Annotated in this window: 19 protein-coding genes; 11 read left to right on the plus strand and 8 right to left on the minus strand. The window is 56.0% G+C overall.

Annotation, left to right across the window (positions count from 1 at the left end):
- Positions 1 to 62: 62 nt before the first annotated feature.
- Entirely contained in the window at positions 63 to 890 is an 828-nt protein-coding gene (fghA, locus tag P346_RS13630; RefSeq protein WP_032658974.1) for an S-formylglutathione hydrolase, read from the plus strand.
- Positions 891 to 989: 99 nt separating this feature from the next.
- Here fghA and cirA read toward each other — a convergent pair whose 3' ends face one another.
- The 3 genes from cirA to yieE all read right to left on the minus strand — a co-directional run bounded on the left by cirA (position 990) and on the right by yieE (position 5,703).
- A complete protein-coding gene (cirA, locus tag P346_RS13625; RefSeq protein WP_032658976.1) occupies positions 990 to 2,960 on the minus strand; it encodes a catecholate siderophore receptor CirA in 1,971 nt (656 codons plus the stop codon).
- Between the two features lie 226 nt (positions 2,961 to 3,186).
- A complete protein-coding gene (locus P346_RS13620) occupies positions 3,187 to 4,656 on the minus strand; it encodes an amino acid permease (protein ID WP_032658977.1) in 1,470 nt (489 codons plus the stop codon).
- 180 nt (positions 4,657 to 4,836) lie between these two features.
- Entirely contained in the window at positions 4,837 to 5,703 is an 867-nt protein-coding gene (gene yieE, locus P346_RS13615; RefSeq protein WP_023312476.1) for a DNA-binding transcriptional regulator YeiE, read from the minus strand.
- A gap of 97 nt (positions 5,704 to 5,800) precedes the next feature.
- Between yieE and P346_RS13610 the strand changes: the two genes are divergently transcribed.
- A complete protein-coding gene (locus tag P346_RS13610; RefSeq protein WP_032658979.1) occupies positions 5,801 to 6,847 on the plus strand; it encodes a YeiH family protein in 1,047 nt (348 codons plus the stop codon).
- Between the two features lie 64 nt (positions 6,848 to 6,911).
- Positions 6,912 to 7,769 (plus strand): deoxyribonuclease IV, encoded by an 858-nt coding sequence (nfo, locus tag P346_RS13605; RefSeq protein WP_032658981.1) that lies wholly within the window; start codon positions 6,912 to 6,914, stop codon positions 7,767 to 7,769.
- Positions 7,770 to 7,816: 47 nt separating this feature from the next.
- Here nfo and fruA read toward each other — a convergent pair whose 3' ends face one another.
- Genes fruA through fruB form a run of 3 tightly spaced genes read right to left on the minus strand, consistent with a single transcriptional unit; the run spans position 7,817 to position 11,587 of the window.
- On the minus strand, positions 7,817 to 9,502 hold the full coding sequence (gene fruA / locus P346_RS13600; RefSeq protein ID WP_032658984.1) for a PTS fructose transporter subunit IIBC: 1,686 nt from the start codon (positions 9,500 to 9,502) through the stop codon (positions 7,817 to 7,819).
- A gap of 16 nt (positions 9,503 to 9,518) precedes the next feature.
- A complete protein-coding gene (fruK, locus tag P346_RS13595; RefSeq protein WP_008500936.1) occupies positions 9,519 to 10,457 on the minus strand; it encodes a 1-phosphofructokinase in 939 nt (312 codons plus the stop codon).
- Positions 10,457 to 11,587 (minus strand): fused PTS fructose transporter subunit IIA/HPr protein, encoded by a 1,131-nt coding sequence (gene fruB / locus P346_RS13590; RefSeq protein WP_032658986.1) that lies wholly within the window; start codon positions 11,585 to 11,587, stop codon positions 10,457 to 10,459. Before fruB ends, fruK begins: the two co-directional genes overlap by 1 nt.
- Before the next feature lie 361 nt (positions 11,588 to 11,948).
- Between fruB and setB the strand changes: the two genes are divergently transcribed.
- Positions 11,949 to 13,130, plus strand: coding sequence for a sugar efflux transporter SetB (setB, locus tag P346_RS13585; RefSeq protein WP_032658989.1), 1,182 nt, complete (start codon positions 11,949 to 11,951; stop codon positions 13,128 to 13,130).
- On the opposite strand, the gene P346_RS0121595 is transcribed toward setB, so the two are convergent.
- Complete coding sequence (locus P346_RS0121595; protein ID WP_032659546.1) at positions 13,127 to 13,381, minus strand: YkgJ family cysteine cluster protein; 255 nt, start codon at positions 13,379 to 13,381, stop codon at positions 13,127 to 13,129. The genes setB and P346_RS0121595 overlap by 4 nt on opposite strands.
- 164 nt (positions 13,382 to 13,545) lie before the next feature.
- On the opposite strand from P346_RS0121595, the gene yeiP reads away from it, so the two are divergent.
- Positions 13,546 to 14,118 carry an elongation factor P-like protein YeiP gene (yeiP, locus tag P346_RS13580; protein WP_008500940.1) on the plus strand — a complete coding sequence of 191 codons (573 nt, stop codon included), beginning with the start codon at positions 13,546 to 13,548 and terminating at the stop codon, positions 14,116 to 14,118.
- 116 nt (positions 14,119 to 14,234) lie between these two features.
- Here the strand turns inward: yeiP and uxuA are convergent, their stop codons facing one another.
- Positions 14,235 to 15,425, minus strand: coding sequence for a mannonate dehydratase (gene uxuA / locus P346_RS13575; RefSeq protein WP_032658990.1), 1,191 nt, complete (start codon positions 15,423 to 15,425; stop codon positions 14,235 to 14,237).
- Between the two features lie 205 nt (positions 15,426 to 15,630).
- Here uxuA and P346_RS13570 point away from each other — a divergent pair, with 205 nt between their 5' ends.
- The 6 genes from P346_RS13570 (at position 15,631) to P346_RS13545 (ending at position 23,504) form a co-directional block, all read left to right on the plus strand.
- Positions 15,631 to 17,097 carry a mannitol dehydrogenase family protein gene (locus P346_RS13570; RefSeq protein WP_032658993.1) on the plus strand — a complete coding sequence of 489 codons (1,467 nt, stop codon included), beginning with the start codon at positions 15,631 to 15,633 and terminating at the stop codon, positions 17,095 to 17,097.
- Between the two features lie 124 nt (positions 17,098 to 17,221).
- Complete coding sequence (locus P346_RS13565) at positions 17,222 to 18,208, plus strand: CobW family GTP-binding protein (protein ID WP_032658995.1); 987 nt, start codon at positions 17,222 to 17,224, stop codon at positions 18,206 to 18,208.
- Positions 18,209 to 18,241: 33 nt separating this feature from the next.
- Positions 18,242 to 18,943: a phosphatase PAP2 family protein gene (locus P346_RS13560; protein WP_169815238.1), complete on the plus strand. Its 702-nt coding sequence runs from the start codon at positions 18,242 to 18,244 to the stop codon at positions 18,941 to 18,943.
- A 427-nt stretch (positions 18,944 to 19,370) separates the two neighbouring features.
- Entirely contained in the window at positions 19,371 to 19,940 is a 570-nt protein-coding gene (gene mepS / locus P346_RS13555; protein WP_008500946.1) for a bifunctional murein DD-endopeptidase/murein LD-carboxypeptidase, read from the plus strand.
- 127 nt (positions 19,941 to 20,067) lie between these two features.
- The gene (locus P346_RS13550) at positions 20,068 to 21,624 is read left to right on the plus strand and encodes a cyclic di-GMP phosphodiesterase (protein WP_032658997.1); all 1,557 of its coding nucleotides are present in this window, start codon (positions 20,068 to 20,070) and stop codon (positions 21,622 to 21,624) included.
- Between the two features lie 74 nt (positions 21,625 to 21,698).
- Complete coding sequence (locus P346_RS13545) at positions 21,699 to 23,504, plus strand: extracellular solute-binding protein (protein ID WP_032658999.1); 1,806 nt, start codon at positions 21,699 to 21,701, stop codon at positions 23,502 to 23,504.
- Positions 23,505 to 23,507 lie beyond the last annotated feature (3 nt).

Raw genomic sequence — 23,507 nt, forward strand, 5'->3', positions numbered from 1 at the left:
AGGTCAATGAAAAGGCTGTATTATGGTTTTTATGAATACGCATTCTCATTAAGGAGCCCTGCATGGAACTGCTCGAAGAGCACCGTTGTTTTGAAGGTCGGCAGCAGCGCTGGCGGCATGACTCCACCGTCCTGAACTGTGCGATGACGTTCAGCATTTTCCTGCCGCCGACGGAAAATCCGCCGGTTCTGTTCTGGCTTTCAGGCCTGACCTGCAACGACGAAAATTTCACCACCAAAGCGGGCGCGCAGCGACTTGCCGCCGAGCTGGGCATTGCGCTGGTGATGCCTGATACCAGCCCGCGTGGCGATGATGTGGCCGACGATGCAGGATACGACCTGGGCAAAGGCGCCGGGTTTTATCTGAATGCAACCGAGCAGCCCTGGGCGCGCCACTACCGCATGTATGATTACATTCGCGACGAGCTGCCCGCTCTGATTCAGTCCGGGTTTGCGGTAAGCGACCGCTGCGCCATCAGTGGACACTCCATGGGCGGGCACGGGGCGCTAATCATGGCGCTAAAAAATCCGGGAAAATACGTCAGCGTGTCGGCATTTGCGCCAATTGTGAACCCAACGCAGGTGCCGTGGGGGCAGAAAGCCTTCACGAACTATCTGGGTGAAGATGAAGCGAATTGGCAGGAATGGGACAGCTGTGCGCTGATGCTGGCCAGCAGCTCGGCAAATGCGATCCCGATGCTTATCGATCAGGGCGATGCGGATCAGTTCCTCGCCGGGCAGCTACAGCCTGCGGTGCTGGCAGAAGCGGCACGCCAGAAGGACTGGCCGCTGACGCTGCGCATTCAGCCGGGATACGACCACAGCTATTACTTTATCGCGTCCTTTATTGAGGATCATCTCCGCTTCCATGCGGAGCATTTGTTCGCGTAAGTGCCGATGATTGCCGGGTGGCGGCTTCGCCTTACCCGGCCTACATTCGTGGTTTTTGTAGGCCCGGTAAGCGAAGCGCCACCGGGCATAAAGGTTACATCAGAACTTATAATCCACACCGACAAAGTAACGACGGCCATCTTCCGTATAGCTGTAATCGTCACGGCTCAGATCTTTATCCAGCAGGTTCTGCACGCCCGCGCGCAGCTTAACGGCTTTCGTTACCTGCCATGCCGCACCGGTATTCCAGATCACGTAGCCACCCGGCGTTGGTTCACTGCTGGTCAGCGCGCGTTTCTCACCGGTGTAGTTGCCCTGAACGTAGAACGACCAATCCTGCGTTGCCTTCCAGTCAACGGTTCCGTTGGCGGTATGGAACGGCAGATCCGACAGCGGCTTGTTGCCGCCGTTGCTGATATCACGACCGTCGTTATAGGTGTAGTTCAGGGTCACCTTCCAGTCGTCCGCCAGCGGGACTTTCAGCTCGGTCTCCACCCCGCGGATGCGCGCCTTGTTAACGTTGTAGTAGCGGAAAATCGGTTCACCGTCCGCATTCAGTCCAACGTAGTTAGGGTAGCCCTGGGCCTGTTTCGCATTGGCCGTACGGCTGATGCTGATGCGGTCATCCACATTATTCTGGAAGGTGGTGACGCTGGCCTGCACGCCCTCTAACCAGCCCTCTTCCCCGCTGTAGTAGAGACCGAATTCGAAGCTCTCGCTGGTTTCCGGTTTCAGATCCGGGTTACCGACAATCTCACAGGCACCGCGACACGAGCCGGTGACCCAGTCCGGGCTCAGCTGCAGCAGCGACGGCGCTTTAAACGCGGTGGCCCAGCCCCCTTTCACCGTTACGGTATCGGTCGCGTTATAGACCAGATAGGCTCGCGGACTCCAGTGATCGCCGTAGGTATCATGGTCGTCCATACGGATGCCGGTGGTCAGCGCCAGAGGTTCAAAGATACGCCACTCGTCCTCAAGGAACAGGGCATACTGGCTTGTCGACGTACTGCTGCTGGAACCGCCCGTCAGGTTGACCGGATCTTTCAGCTTATCGTGGCGCCATTCGCCGCCGAAGGTCAGCAGCTGGTTGATTTCGCCCAGCGGCAGCACGTATTTTCCGTCCACCGCGTTGCTCTCGGAGGTGATCGGATTGCTGTTGCCCGGGTTTTTGTTATCCACCTTTTCGCCGTAAACCTTCAGTTCGCTGTTGCCGACGCCCCAACGACCGTTGTGGCTGAGAGAGTAGTTCTGACGCTCAAGGCGGTTTTTGTCGAGGGAATCCGAGTCGCGATCCTGACGGTCGAAACCGTAGCCCGCCGTAAAGTCGTGATTTTCAGACGGTGTCCAGGCGAACTCCACATTCGCATCGCGGCTGGTGAAGCCTTCAATGCGCGGCGTTTCACCGCTCGCCGTGGTGGAGGATTTCTGCTGACCGTCTTTCTCACGCTTCGCGAGGCTACCGTAGGCTTTCAGCCCCAGCAGGCCGTCCACCAGCGGACCGCTGGTATAGAACTGGCCGTTATACGTGTCTCCACGGTCGCGGTGTTCCTGAATCGTGGAATCGGCGCTCAGGGTGCCCGTCCATTTCTGGCCGATTTTTTTGGTGATAATGTTCACCACGCCGCCCAGCGCATCGGAACCGTACAGAGAAGACATCGGTCCGCGCACCACTTCGATTCGTTCGATGGCGTCAACCGGCACCCAGTTGAGGTCGAAATCATTATGGCGGAATACCGCGTTACGCGAGTTAACGCGCTTGCCGTCGATCAGGATCAGCGTATAGCTGCTGTCCAGTCCACGAATACTTACCCCTTTACGGTTGTCCCCTTCGCTCGTGAGCTGAACGCCCGGCACCTCCCGTAACACATCTTTCAGATTCTGAACGGGTTTGCGCTGCAAATCTTCCTGGGTAATCACGCTGATGCTTGCCGGTGCGTCTTTCAGGTTTTGCTCGGTCGCGGAGGCCGTTACAACCATTGTGTCGCCGGATTCCGCTGCGATAACAGGCAGGGCCAGGGACATTGCGGACGCACAAAGTCCTCCCCTGACGAAGGGATTCAACCTAAACATTCCATATCTCCATGAGGTAAATACAACTAAATCAAATCATCATTGCTCACAGCGTCTTCCCTGCCGCCCACATCTGCGGTGGGTCGGTGACACGCTTATTTTTGATAACGATAAAGCAAACGATAATTATTATCAATTAAATTGTTAAGAAATATATCTTTGTTTCAGGATGCGGGCATAAAAAAACCCGCTCGAAGGAGCGGGTTAAAAATGAGAGGAAGTGCGGTTATTGTTTAAATCGTTCCGGGAATTCCATTTCACTGTAGCGAACGAATTTTGTTCCTTTCATCAGCTTGTAGCCAAACCAGATGAAGAGGAACAGCGGAATACCAATGTAGGTCGCCGTGACGGCACCCCAGTCAATGGTGTCCGCCAGGAACGCTTCATAGTTCTGTCCCAGCGTAATGATCAGGCACAGAATGAAGGCGAAAATGGGACCCAGCGGGAAGAAGCCGGAGCGATACGGCAGCGAGTTAATATCGTGACCCTGCTTGACGAAGCCACGGCGGAAACGGTAGTGGCTAATGGCTATCCCCAGCCAGGCAATAAAGCCCGTCATCCCGGACGTGTTAAGCAGCCACAGGTACACCGTCTGGTTGCCAAACATGGAGGTCAGGAAGCACAGACCGGCAATCACCGTTGTGGCGTACAGCGCGTTACGCGGTACGCCGCCGCGGGACAGCTTCGCGAAGATACGCGGTGCTTTACCGTCGCATGCCAGCGTGTAGAGCATACGGGTGGACGCGTACATCCCGGAGTTACCGGCTGAAAGCACAGCAGTCAGGATAACGGCGTTCATCACTGCCGCAGCTGAAAGCAGACCGGCATGCTGGAAGACCAGCGTGAACGGGCTGACGCTAATGTCTTTTACGTCATTACGCAGCAGGCTTGGATCGGTGTACGGGATGATCAGGCTGATAATCAGGATCGCGAACACATAGAACAGCAGGATACGCCAGAAGACCTGACGGACCGCACGCGGAATATTTTTCTCCGGGTTCTCTGACTCACCGGCGGCGATACCAATCAGCTCGGTCCCCTGGAAGGAGAAGCCGACAATCATCGCCACGCCAATCATCGCCGACAGTCCACCGGCAAACGGCGCATCGCCTATCGCCCAGTTACTCCAGCCCGCAGGTTCTGCGCCTTTGAAAATACCAACGATCATCGCCACACCGACGACGATAAAGATGATGACGGTTGCCACTTTGATCAAAGAGAACCAGTATTCCGCTTCGCCGAAACCGCGCACGGAGATGTAGTTCAGCAGGAAGATGACGGCCAGGAACAGGGCGCTCCAGATCCAGCCCGGCGTATCCGGGAACCACCAGTTCATCACCAGCTGTGCGGCGACAAGGTCAACGGCGATAGTGACCGCCCAGTTGTACCAGTAGTTCCAGCCCAGCGCGAAGCCGAAGCCTTCTTCAACGTATTTTTGACCGTAGGTCGAGAACGAACCGGATACCGGCATGTACGCGGCCAGTTCGCCGAGACTGGTCATCAGGAAGTACACCATCAGGCCAATCAGGATATAAGAGAAGAGTGCCCCACCCGGGCCGGCTGCCGAAATCGTTGCGCCAGAGGCAACGAAAAGACCTGTACCGATTGAGCCGCCAATGGCGATCATCGTCAGGTGACGCGCCTTGAGTTCACGACGTAGCGTGGGCGCTTCTGTGGTTTTAATTTCTGAAACCATATGAAAATGCTGTCCATTCAATAAATGAGGCGCGATTGTAGCAGACGATCCGCGTTCCTTCCGGCAGAAATACTCAGTTATAAGAGAGCTTCATGACTCGGCCAGGATTATAAGTAAAGCATAAAAATGTAGGGTGACAGGCGCGCGTAGCCCCGGTAAGCGAAGCGCCACCGGGAAACGTTAAATGGCGCAGTAGCGCAGAAAACGCTGCAGAGAGCTGGAAAGGTGTTTCTGACGATGATGGATGCACCACAGGGTACGCACCAGTTTCGGCAACGGAACCGGGATTTCAACCAGCGACCCCGTCTCAAGCTGTTCGGCAATGACGCGCCGGGAAAGACAGCTGATCCCCAGGCCATGACGCACCGCGTGCTTGATAGCCTCAGAGTTCCCAAGCTCCATCCCTAACTGGAAATGCGGCAGATGGGAAAGCAGCAGATAATCGACAATTTCACGCGTGCCGGAGCCCTGCTCGCGCAGGATCCACTGCGCCTGCGCCAGGCGCTCCAGCGTCACCTCGCCCTGCAATAACGACGAGGCCGGGGACGCAAACACCACCAGCTCATCTTCCAGCCAGGGCTCGGCAATGATATCGACGTTATGGCAGGGTCCTTCGATGAGGCCGATATCCACGCGAAAATCAATTACCGCGTTGATAACGTCCTGGCTGTTACCCACGCTCATCTCCAGCGGCAGGGTCGGGAAATCCCGGCGGTAGCGGGCAATCACTTCCGGCAGGATGTAGTTCCCAATGGTGCTGCTGGCATAGACGCGGATCGCGCCGTTGTCTTCGCGGAACAGCTGTTCGATTTCGATAGCCTGCTCCAGCAGCGCCAGCGCCCGCGGATAAAGAAGACGACCGTGCTCGTTGACCACCAGACGCTTCCCTACCCTGTCGAACAGCTGCACGCCCAGCTGTCCTTCAAGATCGGTCAGCGCCGCGCTGACCGCAGACTGCGAGAGCGCCAGCATTTGTGACGCCTGGGTCGTCGAGCCGCTTTTTAGCACCTCGGCAAACACTTCCAGCTGACGCAATGTAATGTGCATGGTTACTTACCACTTATATAGATTGATTATAAGTATATAATCAATTTTATTTTTAAGCCAGAGCGCCGTAACCTTTAGCCAGACAAAGGAGAAGGTTATGTCAGAAATCACCTTACAACATCATCGTACAGTGTGGCACTTCGTGCCGGGCCTCGCGCTTAGCGCAGCAGTGACCGCCGTAGCGCTATGGGGTGGCAGCATCCCGGCTATCGCAGGCGCAGGTTTTAGCGCGTTGACGCTGGCCATTTTGCTGGGCATGGTCGTGGGAAATACCGTTTACCCGCACATCTGGAAATCCTGCGACGGCGGCGTGATCTTTGCCAAACAGCACCTGCTGCGTCTCGGGATCATCCTTTACGGCTTCCGTCTCACCTTTTCGCAGATTGCGGACGTGGGCGTGAGCGGAATCGCTATCGACGTCCTGACCCTGACCAGCACCTTTTTGCTGGCCTGCTTTATCGGCCAGAAAGTCTTTGGCCTGGATAAGCAAACCAGCTGGCTGATCGGTGCCGGGAGCAGTATCTGTGGGGCGGCGGCGGTGCTGGCAACAGAGCCCGTCGTTAAAGCCGAAGCCAGCAAGGTGACGGTGGCGGTGGCGACGGTGGTGATCTTCGGTACGCTGGCGATCTTCCTCTACCCGGCGATGTATCCGCTGGTGGCCCACTGGTTTAGCCCGGAAACCTACGGCATCTACATCGGTTCGACCATGCACGAAGTGGCTCAGGTGGTGGCGGCAGGACATGCCATTAACCCGGAAGCTGAAAACGCGGCGGTGATTGCCAAAATGCTGCGCGTGATGATGCTGGCACCGTTCCTGATTTTCCTCGCGGCGCGGGTTAAGCAGCTGGCGCCGGCAGGCGGCAGCGAGAAAAGCAAAATAACCATTCCGTGGTTTGCGATCCTGTTCATCGTGGTCGCTATCTTTAACTCCTTCCACCTGCTGCCGAAAGCGGTAGTGGATATGCTAGTGACGCTGGATACCGTGCTGCTGGCGATGGCCATGGCGGCGCTGGGGGTCACCACACACGTTAGCGCGCTGAAAAAAGCCGGGGCCAAACCGCTGCTGATGGCGCTGGTGCTCTTTATCTGGCTGATTGTCGGCGGCGGTGCGATTAACCTCGTGGTGCACAGCCTGATGGCATAAACCATCTCGTCCTTCTCCTGCTAACCCGCTATCATAAGCGTTTCGGGTTAGCAGGAGTTTTTTTATGAAATATGTTGGAGCGCACGTCAGCGCTGCAGGTGGCCTTGCGAATGCCGCCATTCGCGCCGCCGAAATCGAGGCGACCGCTTTCGCCCTGTTCACCAAAAACCAGCGCCAGTGGCGCGCCGCGCCGCTCACCGCTGACGTGATTGATGATTTCAAAGCCGCCTGTGAGAAGTATCACTACGGGCCAGGCCAGATCCTTCCCCACGACAGCTACCTGATCAACCTCGGTCACCCGGTTGAAGAGGCGCTGGAAAAATCCCGCGAGGCGTTTCTTGATGAAGTACAGCGCTGCGAACAGCTGGGGCTGACGCTGCTGAACTTCCATCCGGGTAGCCATCTGATGCAAATCGATGAAGATGCCTGCCTGGCGCGTATTGCCGAGTCCATTAACATCACGCTGGACAAGACCAAAGGCGTCACCGCGGTGATTGAGAATACCGCCGGTCAGGGCAGCAACCTCGGCTTCAGGTTCGAACATCTGACGGCGATCATCGACGGCGTGGAGGATAAATCCCGCGTTGGCGTGTGCATTGATACCTGCCACGCGTTTGCCGCCGGGTATGACCTGCGCACCACCGAGGCAACGAAAAACACGTTTGATGAGTTCGAGCGCATTGTGGGCTTTAAGTACCTGCGCGGCATGCACCTGAACGATGCGAAAAGCGCCTTTGGCAGCCGCGTTGACCGCCACCACAGCCTGGGCGAAGGCAACATTGGCCACGATGCGTTCCGCTTCATTATGCAGGACGCCCGCTTCGACGGTATTCCGATGGTGCTGGAAACCATTAATCCGGACATCTGGGCAGAAGAGATTGCCTGGCTGAAGGCACAGCAAACCGCTGAACAGGCGGCATAAAAAAAGCCGGGTGCATAATGCAACCCGGCTTTTTTGTTGTTTATCGTTTACGCTGCTTTTGCCACAACTTCCGCTTCCGGACGTTTCAGCACTGCGTAAGAGAGACCCGCCACCAGCGTACCGGCAACGATGGCCAGCAGGTAGCCCAGCACCGGGGTGATGGCCCCAGGGATCAGCAGCACGAACAGACCGCCGTGTGGTGCCATCAGCTTCGCGCCAATCGCCATGGAGATTGCACCCGTTACCGCACCACCTGCGATACAGCACGGTAGTACGCGCATTGGGTCACGGGCCGCGAACGGAATCGCGCCTTCGGTAATGAAGCACAAGCCCAGAACCAGCGCCGCTTTGCCGCCTTCCTGCTGTGCTTTATCGAACTTACGACGGGCAATAATCGTCGCCAGGCCGAGCGCCAGAGGAGGCACCATGCCTGCCGCCATGATCGCTGCCATTGGCGCGTAGGTCTGGGTACTCAGCAGGCCAACACCAAAGGCGTACGCCGCTTTGTTCACCGGACCACCCATGTCGGTACACATCATGCCGCCGAGGATTGCACCCAGCAGAACGGCGTTCGCGGTACCCATGGTTTGCAGCCAGTGGGTCAGACCCGCCAGGATGCCCGCAACCGGCTTACCAATCAGGTAAATCATCGCCAGACCGACCACCAGGCTGGAAATCAGCGGGATGATCAGAATCGGCTTCAGCGCTTCCATACTCTGCGGCAGCTTGAGCTTCGAGCTGATGAGCTTCGCGACGTAACCGGCCAGGAAGCCCGCGATAATCCCGCCGATAAAGCCGGAACCGGTGCTCACGGCAAGCATACCGCCGATAAGGCCCGGCGTCAGGCCAGGACGGTCAGCGATGGAGAAGGCAATAAAGCCGGCCAGAACGGGGACCATCAGTGCGAACGCGGATCCGCCGCCAATCTGCATTAACGCAGCGGCCAGCGTGCCTTGCTCTTTAAACGCGGTAATACCAAATGCGAACGAGAGGGCAATACACAGACCGCCCGCAACCACCATCGGCAGCATGTAAGACACACCGGTCAACAGATGGCGATATGCGCCTGCAGACTCTTTCTTACCTTCCGTCGCGGTTTGACGCGCGCCGGTTGCCTGATACGGCTTCGCTTCCACCAGCGCTTTATCAAACTCCTGCGCGGTCTTTTTCAGCGCCAGGCCGGTAGACGTACGGTACATTGGCTTACCGGCAAATTTCGCCAGGTCCACTTCGATATCCGCCGCCACGATCACCAGATCGGCCTCAGCCACTTCTTCTGGGGTAATAGCGTTGCCGGCACCGACGGAGCCACGCGTTTCAACTTTTACCCACCAGCCGCGTTTTTTCGCTTCGGTTTCAATGGCTTCAGCTGCCATAAAGGTGTGAGCCACGCCCGTCGGGCAGGCCGTCACCGCAACAACGCGTTTCGGACCCGCAGCCGCAGCCGGTGCCGTCGCGACAGGTGCGCTGTAGACGGACGCGTGACCTTTCGCTTCGCTCAGGAACAGTTCCGGATGTGCCACCGCGCGATTAATATCGCCCAGCCACACTTTTTTGCCGTTCAGCGCACTGTCAGCCGGGATTTTGTCACCCAGTACAATGGCCAGTTCTGCATCGCCTGGATTATCGATAATGTCCAGATGTGCTTTTTGTGCCGCCGCGCCCAGCAAGGTCTTCGCCATATAGGCGCGGGCCTGTCCGAGACCGGAGTCAATGATCAGCAGCGTTTTCATTATTCCTCTCCTGCTGTTAGTTAAAAGGTTTTAAGTCAACGCGCGCCATCATCGCGGCTAACTGGGTACGATCGGTAATGCCGACATTGCTCTGGCTTACGGCCAGGGCAGCAACGGCGGTGGCAAGACGTAAAGTATGCTCACTGGATTCACGCATCAGCAGACCGTAAATCAGGCCGCCAACCATGGAATCCCCTGCGCCAACGGTGCTGACAACTTCCATTGACGGCGGTTTGGCGATCCATTCACCAGACGCATTAACCCACAGCGCGCCTTCTGCACCAAGAGAGATCACCACGTGAGCGATACCCTGCTCGCGCAGCGCATGGGCAGCGTCAATCACATCTTTTAATTCTGGCAGCTTACGACCCGCCCAGATCTCCAGCTCGCGGCGATTCGGCTTCACCAGCCACGGCGAGGCTTTCAGACCGGCAACCAGCGCGTCGCGGCTGCTGTCAAAAATGATGCACGGGCACTGGCTGCGCAGGCGCGTCATCCAGTCGGTAAACGCTTCCGGGCTGACGCCGGACGGCAGGCTGCCGCTGACGCAGACCATGTCAAACTGACCGAGCCAGGTCAGAGAGTCGTTAACAAAACGCTCCCAGTCCGACGGCGTCACTTCAAAGCCAGAGAAGTTCAGATCGGTCACTTCACCGTCTTTCTCCGTCAGCTTGACGTTGATGCGGGTACGGCCCTGAACAACCTGAAAACGGTTGGCAATGCCCAGCTCGCTGAACAGCTGCTGGAAACCATCCTGGTTATCTTTACCGAGGAATCCGCCCACGGTGACGTCGATACCGAGATCCTTGAGCACTTTCGCGACGTTAATCCCTTTGCCCGCAGCATGCAGGCCAGTGGTACGCACGAGGTTGACTTCGCCGCGCTCAATTTCCGGGCAAAATCCTACCAGGTCATAAGCCGGGTTCAGCGTAATAGTCGCAACACGTCTGCTCATTATGCGCCCTCCCCCAGACCTGCCGCGATGGCGTCGCCAATCGCTTTCAGCGCCTGTTCAGCATCGGCACCCTGCGCGGTGAAACGCAGACGGTGGCCTTTCTTCACGCCCAGCGCGACAACTTTCATCAGACTACGGCCATTGGCCGGTTTGCCCGTGCCATCAAGATTCGCCACGGTGATCTCACTCTCGAATTGTTTAATGGTATTCACCAGCATGGTGCCCGGACGGGCATGCAGGCCGTGCTCGTTGCGTACCACGAACTCAGCGGTCTGCACGTCTTCAGTCGGCGCATCATCACTGGTCAGCAGTGCCAGCACGGTGGAGGCATCAGCGTTCAGCAGTTTTTCAGCTTTGTTGTTCAGCAGCAGATCGCCCAGACGCTTCAGCACGGAAACCGGCTGATCGTCGTTCATTGCCACGGTCACCAGCATGGCCGCGCGCTCGCCTTCTACGTCAAACGCATTGGCCGCGCGGCTCACGGCGATAGCGCTGCGCAGGTTGCCTTCAGCACTGTCGTTCAGCCAGATACCCTGACCCAGATTCAACGGCTTATCGTTAATCACGCGCGTCACAAACGTGGCATCCGCCGCGCCGGCTTCTTTCAGACGACCCGCGTTCAGCGCCTGCAGCGTCACCAGATCGGAGGCAACCACGTCCAGCGTCAGCGTTTCGTTATCCAGCTTCAGCGCTTCGCTCTGTTTTTCGCCCATCAGCAGGGCGCGCAGCTCTTCAGCTGTGGTTGCGGATTTCAGCTGTTCAGCCACATCGTCATCGCTCAGGACATGCGTCAGCTGACGCAGCAGGCCTAAGTGTTCGTCGCTGCTGGCCGCGATACCGATAGCCACGTAGGCCACCTGACCATCGCCCCAGAGCACGCCCTGCGGGAACTGATAAACCTGAACGCCGGTTTTCAGCACCTGATCGCGGGTGTCGGTTGTGCCGTGCGGAATGGCAATGCCATTGCCGAGGAAGGTTGAGGTCTGCTGCTCGCGGGCCAGCATGCCGTTTACATAGCCGTCCGCGACGTTACCCGCCTGCACAAGCGCAGCGGCAACCTGGCGAATAGCCTCTTCTTTATCCCCGGCCTGAGCGCCCGGGTGGATATCCTGAACAGATAACTGGAACATGGTTCTCCACTCCTGCTGAACTTGAATCGTTTCAGCTTTAATGAGAAAAAATGCGCTAGCCTGCTCCGTTTGTTAAACCAAGATAGCGCTGAAACGTTTCAAAAAGTCTTGCGCTTTCTGCAATGTCTTGCAAGTAAACTCGTATTTCCGATCTCAGAATTTAGAGATACAGCACATTTCTTCTTCGTTCAGCTGAATTTTGCTGAAGTTCAGCAAGACAGTTTCAGCTAAGGTCAGCTGGGTAAGATGTAAGTTGAAATGCCATTTTGATTTTTCGTGGCATCATTGACCGCACCCACTGTTTATTTTTTAGCTGACGGCGTAAACTCCGCCCCTCTCTGCTACTCGCTAATTATAAAACATGCATAACACCCCTGCGGCCGTCTCGCCGAAGCCCTTTGATTTGACCTCCGCGGCATTCCTGGTTGTTGCCTTCTTCACGGGCATTGCCGGTGCGTTACAGACGCCGACATTGAGCCTATTTCTGACAAATGAGGTTCACGTCCGCCCGGCAATGGTCGGCTTCTTTTTTACCGGAAGCGCCATCATCGGCATCCTGGTCAGCCAGTTTCTGGCGGGACGATCTGACAGAAAAGGCGATCGTAAAAGCCTGATCGTTTTCTGCTGTCTGCTCGGGGTCATGGCCTGCGTTCTGTTTGCCTGGAACCGCAACTATTTCATTCTGCTCTTCGTCGGGGTATTCCTGAGCAGCTTTGGCTCAACGGCGAACCCCCAGCTGTTCGCCCTTGCCCGCGAACACGCCGACCATACCGGACGTGAAGCGGTGATGTTCAGCTCTGTCCTGCGTGCTCAGGTGTCGCTGGCATGGGTGATTGGCCCGCCGCTGGCCTACGCGCTGGCGATGGGTTTTGGCTTTACGGTGATGTACCTGAGCGCGGCCGTCGCGTTTGTGGCGTGCGGCGCGCTGGTGTGGTTCTTCCTGCCGTCCATGCGCAAAGAGCCCAAAGTGACAACGGGCGTGCTGGAAGCGCCGCGCCGTAACCGCCGCGATGCCCTGCTCCTGTTTGTTATCTGCACGCTGATGTGGGGTACCAACAGCCTGTATATCATCAATATGCCGCTGTTTATTATTGATGAACTGCACCTGTCGGAGAAGCTGGCGGGCATCATGATGGGCACCGCGGCCGGGCTTGAGATCCCGACGATGCTCATTGCCGGCTATTACGCAAAGCGCTTCGGAAAGCGTTTTTTAATGCGCATCGCCGCGATCGCCGGTCTGCTGTTTTATATCGGTATGCTGACGGTACATACGCCGGGGCTGTTGCTGGCTTTACAGCTGCTGAACGCCATCTATATAGGCATTCTCGCCGGGATAGGCATGCTCTATTTCCAGGATCTGATGCCGGGCCAGGCAGGCTCTGCCACCACCCTTTATACTAATACCACCCGCGTGGGCTGGATTATCGCGGGCTCAATGGCCGGTGTCGTTGCCGAAATCTGGAACTATCACACGGTATTCTGGATTGCGCTGGTGATGTGTACGCTGACGATCGGCTGCCTGGCGAGGATTAAAGACGTTTAGGGCGCGGTGAGCGCTTCCAGCTCAAGAAGGTACGTCATCGCCTGCCCTCGCGTGCTGCCACACATTTCGGCAGCGGGCTGAAGCCCGGAGCAGACTTTCGGGCGCAGCGGTGAGCCAAAGATCATGCACAGGTTAGTTTCCGAGAGCTGAACGCAGCGGGTATTGGCAGGCTTACCTTGAGGCATTCCTGGAATAGGGCTTGAAATGGACGGTGCAGTACAGCACGCGCCACAATCGGGACGGCAATCCATAAATGCTCTCTTTCGCTGACGATCGCCCGCGCAGTCGGGCATCGCGCGCACAGTAACACCTTTTGCGTATTGATAGCAAAAGCCACGAATTCCTCTTGCCTGAAAGGCCGCGCGCGAGTAATTTGGCGCGATATTTTTTACCTCCCGTAAACAGGATTACTGCAATGCCAAGAGCGAACGAAATTAAGAAAGGTATGGTGCTGAATTACAACGGCAAACTGCTGATTGTGAAAGATATCGACATTCAGGCCCCGAGCGCCCGTGGTGCAGCAACGCTGTACAAAATGCGTTTCGCCGATGTGCGTACCGGCCTGAAAGTGGAAGAGCGCTTTAAAGGTGACGATATCGTCGATACCGTGACCCTGACCCGTCGCTACGTTGATTTCTCCTACATCGACGGCAACGAATACGTGTTCATGGACAAAGAAGATTACACCCCGTACATCTTCACCAAAGATCAGATTGAAGAAGAGCTGCTGTTCATCCCAGAAGGCGGCATGCCTGACATGCAGGTCCTGACCTGGGACGGCGTGCTGCTGGCGCTGGAGCTGCCGCAGACCGTCGATCTGGAAATCGTAGAAACCGCACCAGGCATCAAAGGCGCATCCGCAAGTGCGCGCAACAAACCGGCTACCCTGACCACCGGCCTGGTTGTGCAGGTGCCGGAATACCTCTCCGCTGGCGAGAAAATCCGCATCCATATCGAAGAAAAACGCTATATGGGTCGCGCTGACTGATTGCGGCATTTGCCCGGTGGCGCTACGCTTACCGGGCCTACGAAAAACCGGCCCTGAAGCCGGTTTTTGTGTTTTTGTAGGCCGGGTAAGGCGAAGCCGCCACCCGGCAATTCCGGTTACAGAAGCTCCGGATACTTCGTCATCTTCAGCGCCAGCTCAACGCCGCGCACTTCAGCCATCCCTTTAAGACGACCAATCGCCGAATAGCCCGGGTTGGTTTTCTTACGCAGATCGTCCAGCATCTGGTGGCCGTGATCCGGACGGAACGGAATAGGACGCACATCGCCCGCCTGCTTGCGACGCGCCTCTTCCGCCAGAATGGCGTCTACCACCGCCACCATATTCACATCGCCGCCCAGGTGCGCCGCCTCGTGGAAGGTTTTTGGATTCTCTTCGCGGCAGGTCGCACGCAAGTGCGTAAAGTGAATGCGATCGCCAAAGGTTTCAATCATCCGCACCAGGTCGTTATCCGCACGCACGCCGTAGGAGCCGGTACACATGGTAAAGCCGTTATAGATGCTGTTGACCGTATCCTTCAGCCACTGCATATCTTCAATAGTGGAAACAATGCGCGGCAGGCCGAGGATAGGACGCGGTGGATCGTCCGGGTGCACCGCCAGACGCACACCAGCTTCTTCAGCAACCGGCACGATAGCGCGCAGGAAATACGCCATGTTTTCACGCAGCTGCTGCTTATCAATATCGCCGTATTCCGCCAGGCGCGCGCGGAACTGATCCAGCGTATACCCCTCTTCAGCTCCCGGCAGGCCCGCAATAATATTACGGGTCAGCTTTTCGATGTCCGCGTCGCTGGCTGCATTGAACCATTCGAGCGCCTGCTGCTGCTCTTCCGCGGTGTAATCCGCTTCGGCGCCAGGACGTTTCAGAATGTGCAGCTCAAACGCCGCGAAGGCGATCTGGTCGAAACGCAGCGCTTTCGAGCCGTCCGGCATCTGATATTCAAGGTCGGTACGCGTCCAGTCGAGGATGGGCATGAAGTTATAGCAGACCGTATCAATGCCGCAGGTCGCCAGGTTGCGAATACTCTGCTGATAGTTAGCAATCCAGGTCTGGTACTCCCCGGAATGGGTTTTGATGTCTTCGTGAACCGGGATGCTCTCCACTACAGACCAGGTTAACCCCTTCTCCGCCAGCAGCGCCTGGCGCTGTTGAATTTCTTCAACCGGCCATACCTGACCGTTAGGAATATGATGCAGCGCCGTGACGACACCCGTTGCGCCAGCCTGGCGCACATCATCAAGAGAAACCGGATCGTTCGGCCCGTACCAACGCCAGGTTTGTTCCATTGCCTCACCCTCTTAAGTTGTTATACCAATATGCGTTACTGCAATGACGACTACCATACATGTTTGCCGCTAAGGGTCAACATACCGCCACACATTGATTGATCAAACTCACAGAACGGGGATATTTACGGCTCACCAATTTTATTTGCTGTCATATAACTTTACACTGACATTGTTAATTAATGGTTAATCAGGTGTGTATCTCATGAAGACAATTGCCTCCACCTCCCTTCCTGCCCGGGTTCAGCAACCTCGCTACGATCGCGCGCAATTACGCTCCCGCATCGTTCATTTTGGCTTTGGCGCGTTCCACCGTGCGCACCAGGCATTGTTAACAAATCGGGTGCTGAATGAAAAAGGCGGCGACTGGGGTATTTGTGAGATTAGCCTCTTCAGCGGCGACGTGCTGATGAGCCAGCTGCGCGCGCAGGATCACCTGTTCACCGTGCTGGAGAAAGGGGCAGAAGGCAATGAGGCGATTATCGTCGGCGCCGTCCATGAATGCCTGAACGCAAAGCTGGACTCTCTGCCCGCCATTATTGAGAAATTTTGCGAGCCGCAGGTCGCTATTGTGTCGCTTACCATCACGGAGAAAGGCTACTGCATCGATCCCGCCACCGGAAAACTCGATCTGCACAACGCCCGGATAATCCATGACCTTGAAAACCCCTCAGCGCCACATTCCGCGCCCGGGATCCTGGTCGAAGCGCTTCACCGTCGCCGCGAGCGCGGCTTACCTGCGTTTACCGTGCTCTCCTGCGACAATATCCCTGATAACGGGCACGTGGTGAAAAACGCGGTGCTGGGCATGGCGCAAAAGCGTTCCGCGGCGCTGTCTGAATGGATTGATAGCCACGTAAGCTTCCCCGGAACGATGGTCGACAGGATTGTTCCCGCCGCGACGGACGCCTCACTGGCGGAAATCACCGACGCGCTCGGCGTTGAAGATCCGTGCGCCATCAGCTGTGAGCCGTTTATTCAGTGGGTGGTGGAAGATAATTTCGTCGCTGGCCGTCCGGAGTGGGAGGTCGCGGGCGTTCAGATGGTGCAGGATGTTCTGCCCTGGGAGCAGATGAAATTACGCATGCTTAACGGCAGCCACTCTTTCCTGGCGTATCTGGGGTATCTCGCGGGCTACGCCCATATTAATGAATGCATGGAGGACGCTGCGTTCCGCGAAGCCGCCCGTCGGCTGATGCTGGACGAACAGGCGACCACGTTACGCATTAAGGATGTCGATCTCACCGCCTACGCCGATAGCCTGCTGGAGCGCTTTGCCAACCCGGCACTTCAGCATCGGACCTGGCAGATCGCAATGGACGGTAGCCAGAAGCTTCCGCAAAGAATGCTGGACGGGATCCGCGTTCATCTTGAGCGAAAAACACCGTGGTCGCTGCTGGCCCTGGGCGTGGCCGGCTGGATACGCTACGTCAGCGGCACCGACGACCGTGGCAACGCGATTGATGTTCGCGATCCCCTCAGCGATAAAATTCGCACGATGGTCAATGCCAGCAGCGACGCCGAGCGCGTAAACGCCCTGCTGGGGCTGAGCGAGGTCTTTGGTCACGATCTCGCGCAAAACAGCGCGTTTGTAGAGGCTGTCAGCCAGGCTTATGAGCGCATCACCCGCCACGGCGCGCGTCAGGCTGTTATCGAAACGTTAAATGTTTAACGATTATTGCGTTTAACGCGAACGGATGAGGCCTCCGTTCGCCCTTCCCCTTCTCACAGGCCACGTTTTTCGCCAGGATAGAGAGAACAGTGTTATAGCATCACCATTCTCATCTGGAGCGCACGTGACCAAAACCAATCTCATCACCGGTTTTCTCGGCAGCGGTAAAACCACCTCAATTCTCCACCTGCTGGCAAATAAAGATCCGGCCGAGAAATGGGCCGTGCTGGTCAATGAATTTGGCGAGGTGGGCATTGACGGCGCGTTGCTGTCATCCAGCGGCGCGATGATTAAAGAGATCCCCGGCGGATGCATGTGCTGCGTCAATGGCCTGCCGATGCAGGTCGGGCTCAATACGCTGCTGCGTCAGGGCAAACCCGACCGCCTGCTGATCGAACCCACCGGGCTGGGCCATCCGAAGCAGATCCTCGATTTACTGACTGCCCCGGTTTACGAGCCGTGGATCGACCTGCGCGCCACCCTGTGCCTGCTCGATCCGCGTCAGCTTCTGGATGACAAGGCGGTGGCCAATGAGAATTTCCGCGATCAGCTCGCCTCGGCTGACGTTATTGTCGCGAATAAAGGAGATCGCGCCACGCCTGAAAGCCAGGCCGCGCTGGACGCGTGGTGGCAACATTTCGGCGGCAACCGCACGCGGGTGCAGGCCACACAGGGGAATATTGATAGCGCCCTGCTTGACCTTCCTCGTCTGAACCTCACCGAGCTGCCTGCCAGTGCAGCTCATTCGCACAGTCATCCGGTTAAGCAGGGTTTAGCCGCTCTCAGCCTGCCGGAACACCAGCGCTGGCGTCGTAACCTGAACAGCGGCCAGGGATATCAGGCCTGCGGATGGATATTTGATGCTGAAACCGTTTTTGACACCATTGGGATCCTGGAGTGGGCCCGACTTGCTCCCGTCGATCGCGTGAAAGGGATCATGCGCACCCCAGACGGGCTGGTGAGGATCAACCGTCAGGGTGACGATTTCTTTATTGAAACGCAGAATGTGGCGCCGCCTGACAGCCGAATAGAGTTAATTAGTGCGGTTAACGCCGACTGGAATGCCCTCCAGTCCAGCCTGTTGAGGATTCGTTTAAGTTCGGGCGGCTAACGTTGCCCCAGTTTTCACTCTATGCAGAACGTTATGACAACTCGATTTCCCCTGATATTACTGCTTAATGTCGCCGGTCTGGCGCTTTTCTTCTCCTGGTATATCCCGGCGGATCATGGTTTCTGGTTCCCGCTGGATTCTGCCATTTTTCACTTCTTCAACCAGGAGCTGGTGAAGAGCAACGCGTTCCTGTGGCTGGTGGCAATTACCAACAACCGCGCCTTCGACGGCTTCTCGCTGCTGGCCATGGGCTGCCTGATGCTCTCTTTCTGGCTGAAAGAGGATAAAGCCGGGCGTCGGCGGATTCTCATTATCGGTCTGGTGATGCTGCTGTTTGCCGTCGCCATTAACCAGCTGGCAACCGCGATTATTCCGGTTAAGCGCTCAAGCCCAACGCTATTCTTCACCGATATTTATCGCGTCAGCGAACTGCTGCATATTCCAACAAAAGATGCGTCGAAGGACAGTTTCCCCGGCGATCACGGTATGATGCTGCTTATTTTTTCCGCAATTATGCTTCGCTATTTCGGCAGAAAAGCCTTTGCCATAGCCCTGATTATTTTTGTGGTTTTTGCCTTCCCGCGCGTAATGATTGGCGCTCACTGGTTTACCGATATTGCCGTCGGTTCGCTCTCCGTGGCGCTGATTGCGCTGCCGTGGTGTTTAATGACCCCACTGAGCGACAGGATAATAGCGCTGTTCGATCGCTATCTTCCCGGCAGGGCGCAACAATAATTAAACAAATAACTAACCTAAATTAACGTGAGCTATCAGGGATCGACATGATCCCTGATAGCGTTCTCGCCGCGATCTTTCCCCACTGTCATATTCTCGTCATCATATTCATGATAAAAATGAAGCAATTGCATACTGGCGCAGCGGATCCGTCGCTATTTTGAGCAATTCTATGTTTTTACTTTCTGTATCACATTTTCTTATAAAAAAAAGGCTTTTTTTTCTCGCAATACCCCAGGCAATCGGTTAATCTCGAACTCGTTTTGCCCCATAGAGATAATTATTTCACTGGCGAATAATTTTGTGCGCTGTGCCACAAATGTGACCAGAAAGAATTGTCTCAATGTGAACAGATAATTAGTCTCGTCACGTTTGGCATTTTTATAACGATATTTGTCGTTAAGGACTTCAAGGGATAATAAACAAAATGGTCAAATCTCAACCGTTTCTGAGATATATCTTACGGGGGATCCCGGCGATAGCAGTCGCGGTACTGTTGTCTGCATGTAGTACATCTAACACCGCAAAGAATATGCATCCTGAGACGCGTGTTGTGGGAATGGAAGATTCCTCGTCACTGCAAGCCTCTCAGGATGAATTTGAAAATATGGTACGTAATCTGGACGTGAAGTCCCGCATTATGGACCAGTATGCTGACTGGAAAGGCGTGCGCTATCGTCTTGGCGGCAGCACAAAAACAGGTATTGATTGTTCCGGTTTTGTACAGCGTACGTTCCGTGAGCAATTTGGGTTAGATCTTCCGCGTTCAACCTATGAACAGCAGGAGATGGGCAAGTCGATTTCACGAACCAAACTGCGCACCGGTGATTTAGTCCTGTTCCGTGCCGGTTCTACAGGTCGACATGTTGGCATCTACATTGGTAATGACCAGTTTGTACATGCCTCCACCAGCAGCGGTGTGACCATTTCCAGCATGAATGAACCGTACTGGAAGAAGCGCTACAACGAAGCACGCCGCGTACTGACCCGCAGTTAATATGACTATCGTATCGTTGGTTATCCCTTGGCTGGCGATATGATGAAAAAAAGCACTGCTTCGGCAGTGTTTTTTTTTGCCCGTTACACTGAATACATCCAGCGGCATTTCAGGAATCACGACGTCTATGTTCACCCGCTATTTCTCCAGCAATCGCAAAATACTGATCCTCAGCATCATCACAGGCCTGATCGCCGCCCTGCTCCTGGGTTCGTTGCAATTTTTCTGGAGCTACCACAAGCGGGAAGTCAAATTCGACACCCTGATCCACGATGTGAGCATCTATATGGAGAGCTATTTCGATGAGTTAAAAAATTCTATCGATGTGCTCCAGCCGCTCACGTTAAACAGCTGCCACGACGTCAATCAGGAACTTACCTCGCGCGCTGCCTTTAGCGTTAACGTTCGCGCATTCCTGCTGGTCAGAGACAAAATGGCGTTCTGCTCTTCTGCCACGGGGCCGATGAATGTCCCCATGGAGGAACTGATCCCCGAGCTGCACATCGACAAACAGATTGATATGGAACTGCTTCCAGGCACCCCGATGTTGCCCAACAAGCCCGCGATTGCCATCTGGTACCGTAACCCGCTAGTGAAGGACGGCGGCGTGTTCACCTCGGTGAATCTCAATCTGACGCCTTATCTGCTCTACACCGCGCGCCAGGACGAATTTGCCGGCATTGCCATCATTATTGGCGATCATGCGCTGTCAACGCGCTCCAGCACGCTGGTCCTTGCGCATGACCTGCATGAAACGCCGGCCCGTACCGCGACGCTGAAAGACGTGCCCCTGACCATCAACCTGTATGCTGACGCATGGACCAGCGATGAAATTCTCTACGCCCTGTTCTTCGGGCTGGTATGCGGCATTTGTGCCGGATCGCTCAACTACTATATCCTCAGCATTCGCCTCAACCCGGGTAAAGAGATTTTAAGCGCGATTAAGCGTGGTCAGTTTTATGTGGTTTATCAGCCCGTCGTCGATGCTAAATCGCTCCAGATGACCGGGCTTGAAGTGCTGATGCGCTGGAAACACCCGACGATGGGGGAAATTCCGCCGGACGCGTTTATCAACTTTGCCGAAGCGCAGAAGCTGATTGTCCCGCTGACGCTGCATCTCTTTGACCTTATCATTCACGATGCGCCCGTGTTACAAACCCTGTTACCTCCGGGGGCAAAGGTGGGCATCAACATTGCGCCGGGGCATCTGCATGCGGAAAGCTTCAAAGACGATATGCGCACCTTCAAAGCGCTACTGCCGCAGGATTACTTCCAGATCGTGCTGGAAATTACCGAACGCGACATGCTCAATCATCGGGAAGCCAACAGCCTCTTCGAATGGCTACACAACGAAGGGTTTGAGATAGCCATTGATGATTTTGGCACCGGCCACAGCGCGCTGATTTATCTTGAGCATTTCACCATGGACTATCTCAAGATCGACCGCGGCTTTGTTAATGCAATTGGCACTGAGACCGTGACGTCGCCGGTGCTGGATGCCGTCCTGACGCTGGCAAGGCGACTGAATATGTCGACCGTCGCCGAAGGGGTGGAAACGCCGGAACAGGCCGCCTGGCTACGCGAACACGGCGTTAATTTCCTGCAGGGATACTGGATTAGCCGCCCGATGCCGCTGGCGCAGTTCCGCGAATGGCGGCCTGATATTTCGCCCGGGGGTGATTAATTTCACATTGCCCGTGACGTCACTTATTATTCAGCTTAACCGAGTCGGACTGTAAAAGAGGGAGCCGCCGCGAGATGCTTATGCGCTTCATGTTGCTGATGTTGGCACTAACGAGCCTGTCCAGCCAGGCGCAAGCCATCAAAGAAAATATCGCCTTCGCGGTGATTGGCGAGCCGAAATATGCGGTCAATTTTACGCACTTCGATTACGTTAACCCTGCCGCGCCGAAGGGCGGAAAGGTCACGCTTTCCGCCACGGGAACATTCGACAACTTCAACCGCTTCGCCCTGCGCGGCGTGGCGGCCGCGCGAACGGAATCGCTTTACGATACGCTCTTCGTCACGTCGGATGATGAGCCCGGCAGCTACTATCCGCTGATTGCCGAGAACGTGCGTTACGCCGATAACTTCGCCTGGACGGAAATCTCGCTGAACCCGCGGGCACGTTTTCACGACGGTACGCCGGTGAAGGCCAGCGACGTCGCCTTCACCTTCCATAAATTCATGACCGAAGGCGTCCCCCAGTTCCGCATCGTGTATAAAGGCGCATCCGTCAGAGCCATCGCGCCGCTCACCGTGCGCATCGAGCTGAGCGAACCGAACAAGGAGAACATGCTTAGCCTGTTCTCGCTGCCGGTAATGCCTGAATCGTTCTGGAAAAATCATAAGCTAAGCGACCCGCTTTCCACGCCGCCGCTGGCAGGCGGCCCATACCGCATAACCGACTGGCGCATGGGGCAATATGTCGTTTACTCTCGCGTGAAAGACTACTGGGCGGCAGACCTGCCGGTAAACCGCGGGCGCTGGAATTTTGACACCCTTCGCTATGATTACTACCTCGACGATAACGTGGCGTTTGAAGCGTTCAAAGCCGGCGCCTTCGATTTACGCGTAGAAAGCAGCGCCAAAAACTGGGCGACCCGCTATATCGGCAAAAATTTCGCCAAAGGGTATATCGTCAAAGACGAGCACAAAAATGAGTCTGCTCAGGACACCCGCTGGCTGGCGTTTAATATTCAGCGTCCGGTATTTAATGACCGCCGGGTGCGCGAGGCCATTTCCCTGGCCTTTGATTTTGAGTGGATGAACAAAGCGCTGTTTTACGGGGCTTACAGCCGCGCCAACAGCTATTTCCATAACACCGAATATGCCGCGCGCGATTACCCGAAAGCCGACGAGCTGGCTCTGCTGGCGCCGCTGAAAGCGGAGCTGCCGCCGCAGGTGTTCACCACTGTTTTTCAGCCACCCGCGTCAAACGGTGACGGTTACGACCGCGACAACCTGCTGAAGGCCAGCAAGCTGCTGGATGACGCGGGCTGGCACCTGAAAAATCAAAAGCGTGTGGATGCCAAAACGGGTAAGCCTCTCAGCTTTGAGCTGCTGCTCTCGTCCGGGGGCAACGATCAGTGGGTACTGCCGTTTAAGCACAACCTTGAGCGGCTGGGCGTGACCATGAACATTCGCCAGGTCGATAACGCGCAGATCACCAGCCGCATGCGCAGCCGTGATTACGACATGATGCAGCGCCTGTGGCCCGCGCAGCCGTGGCCCAGCTCGGACCTGCAAATCTCCTGGGCCTCCAGTTACATTGACTCCTCATACAATGCGCCAGGGGTAAAAAGCCCGGCGATTGACGCGCTGATTGCGAAAATAGTGGCGGCGCAGGGGGATAAAGAAAAGCTCCTGCCGCTCGGGCGCGCCCTCGACAGGGTCTTAACCTGGAACTACTACATGCTGCCGATGTGGTATATGGGCGAAGATCGCCTTGCGCGCTGGGACAAGTTCTCCGTGCCTGCCGTGCGCCCTGTCTATTCCCTGGGCTTTGATACCTGGTGGTATGACGTTAACAAAGCCGCCAGACTTCCCGCTGAGCGGCGATAAGGA

The sequence above is a fragment of the Enterobacter sp. DC1 genome, from assembly GCF_000568075.1.
Lineage (GTDB): Bacteria > Pseudomonadota > Gammaproteobacteria > Enterobacterales > Enterobacteriaceae > Enterobacter > Enterobacter asburiae.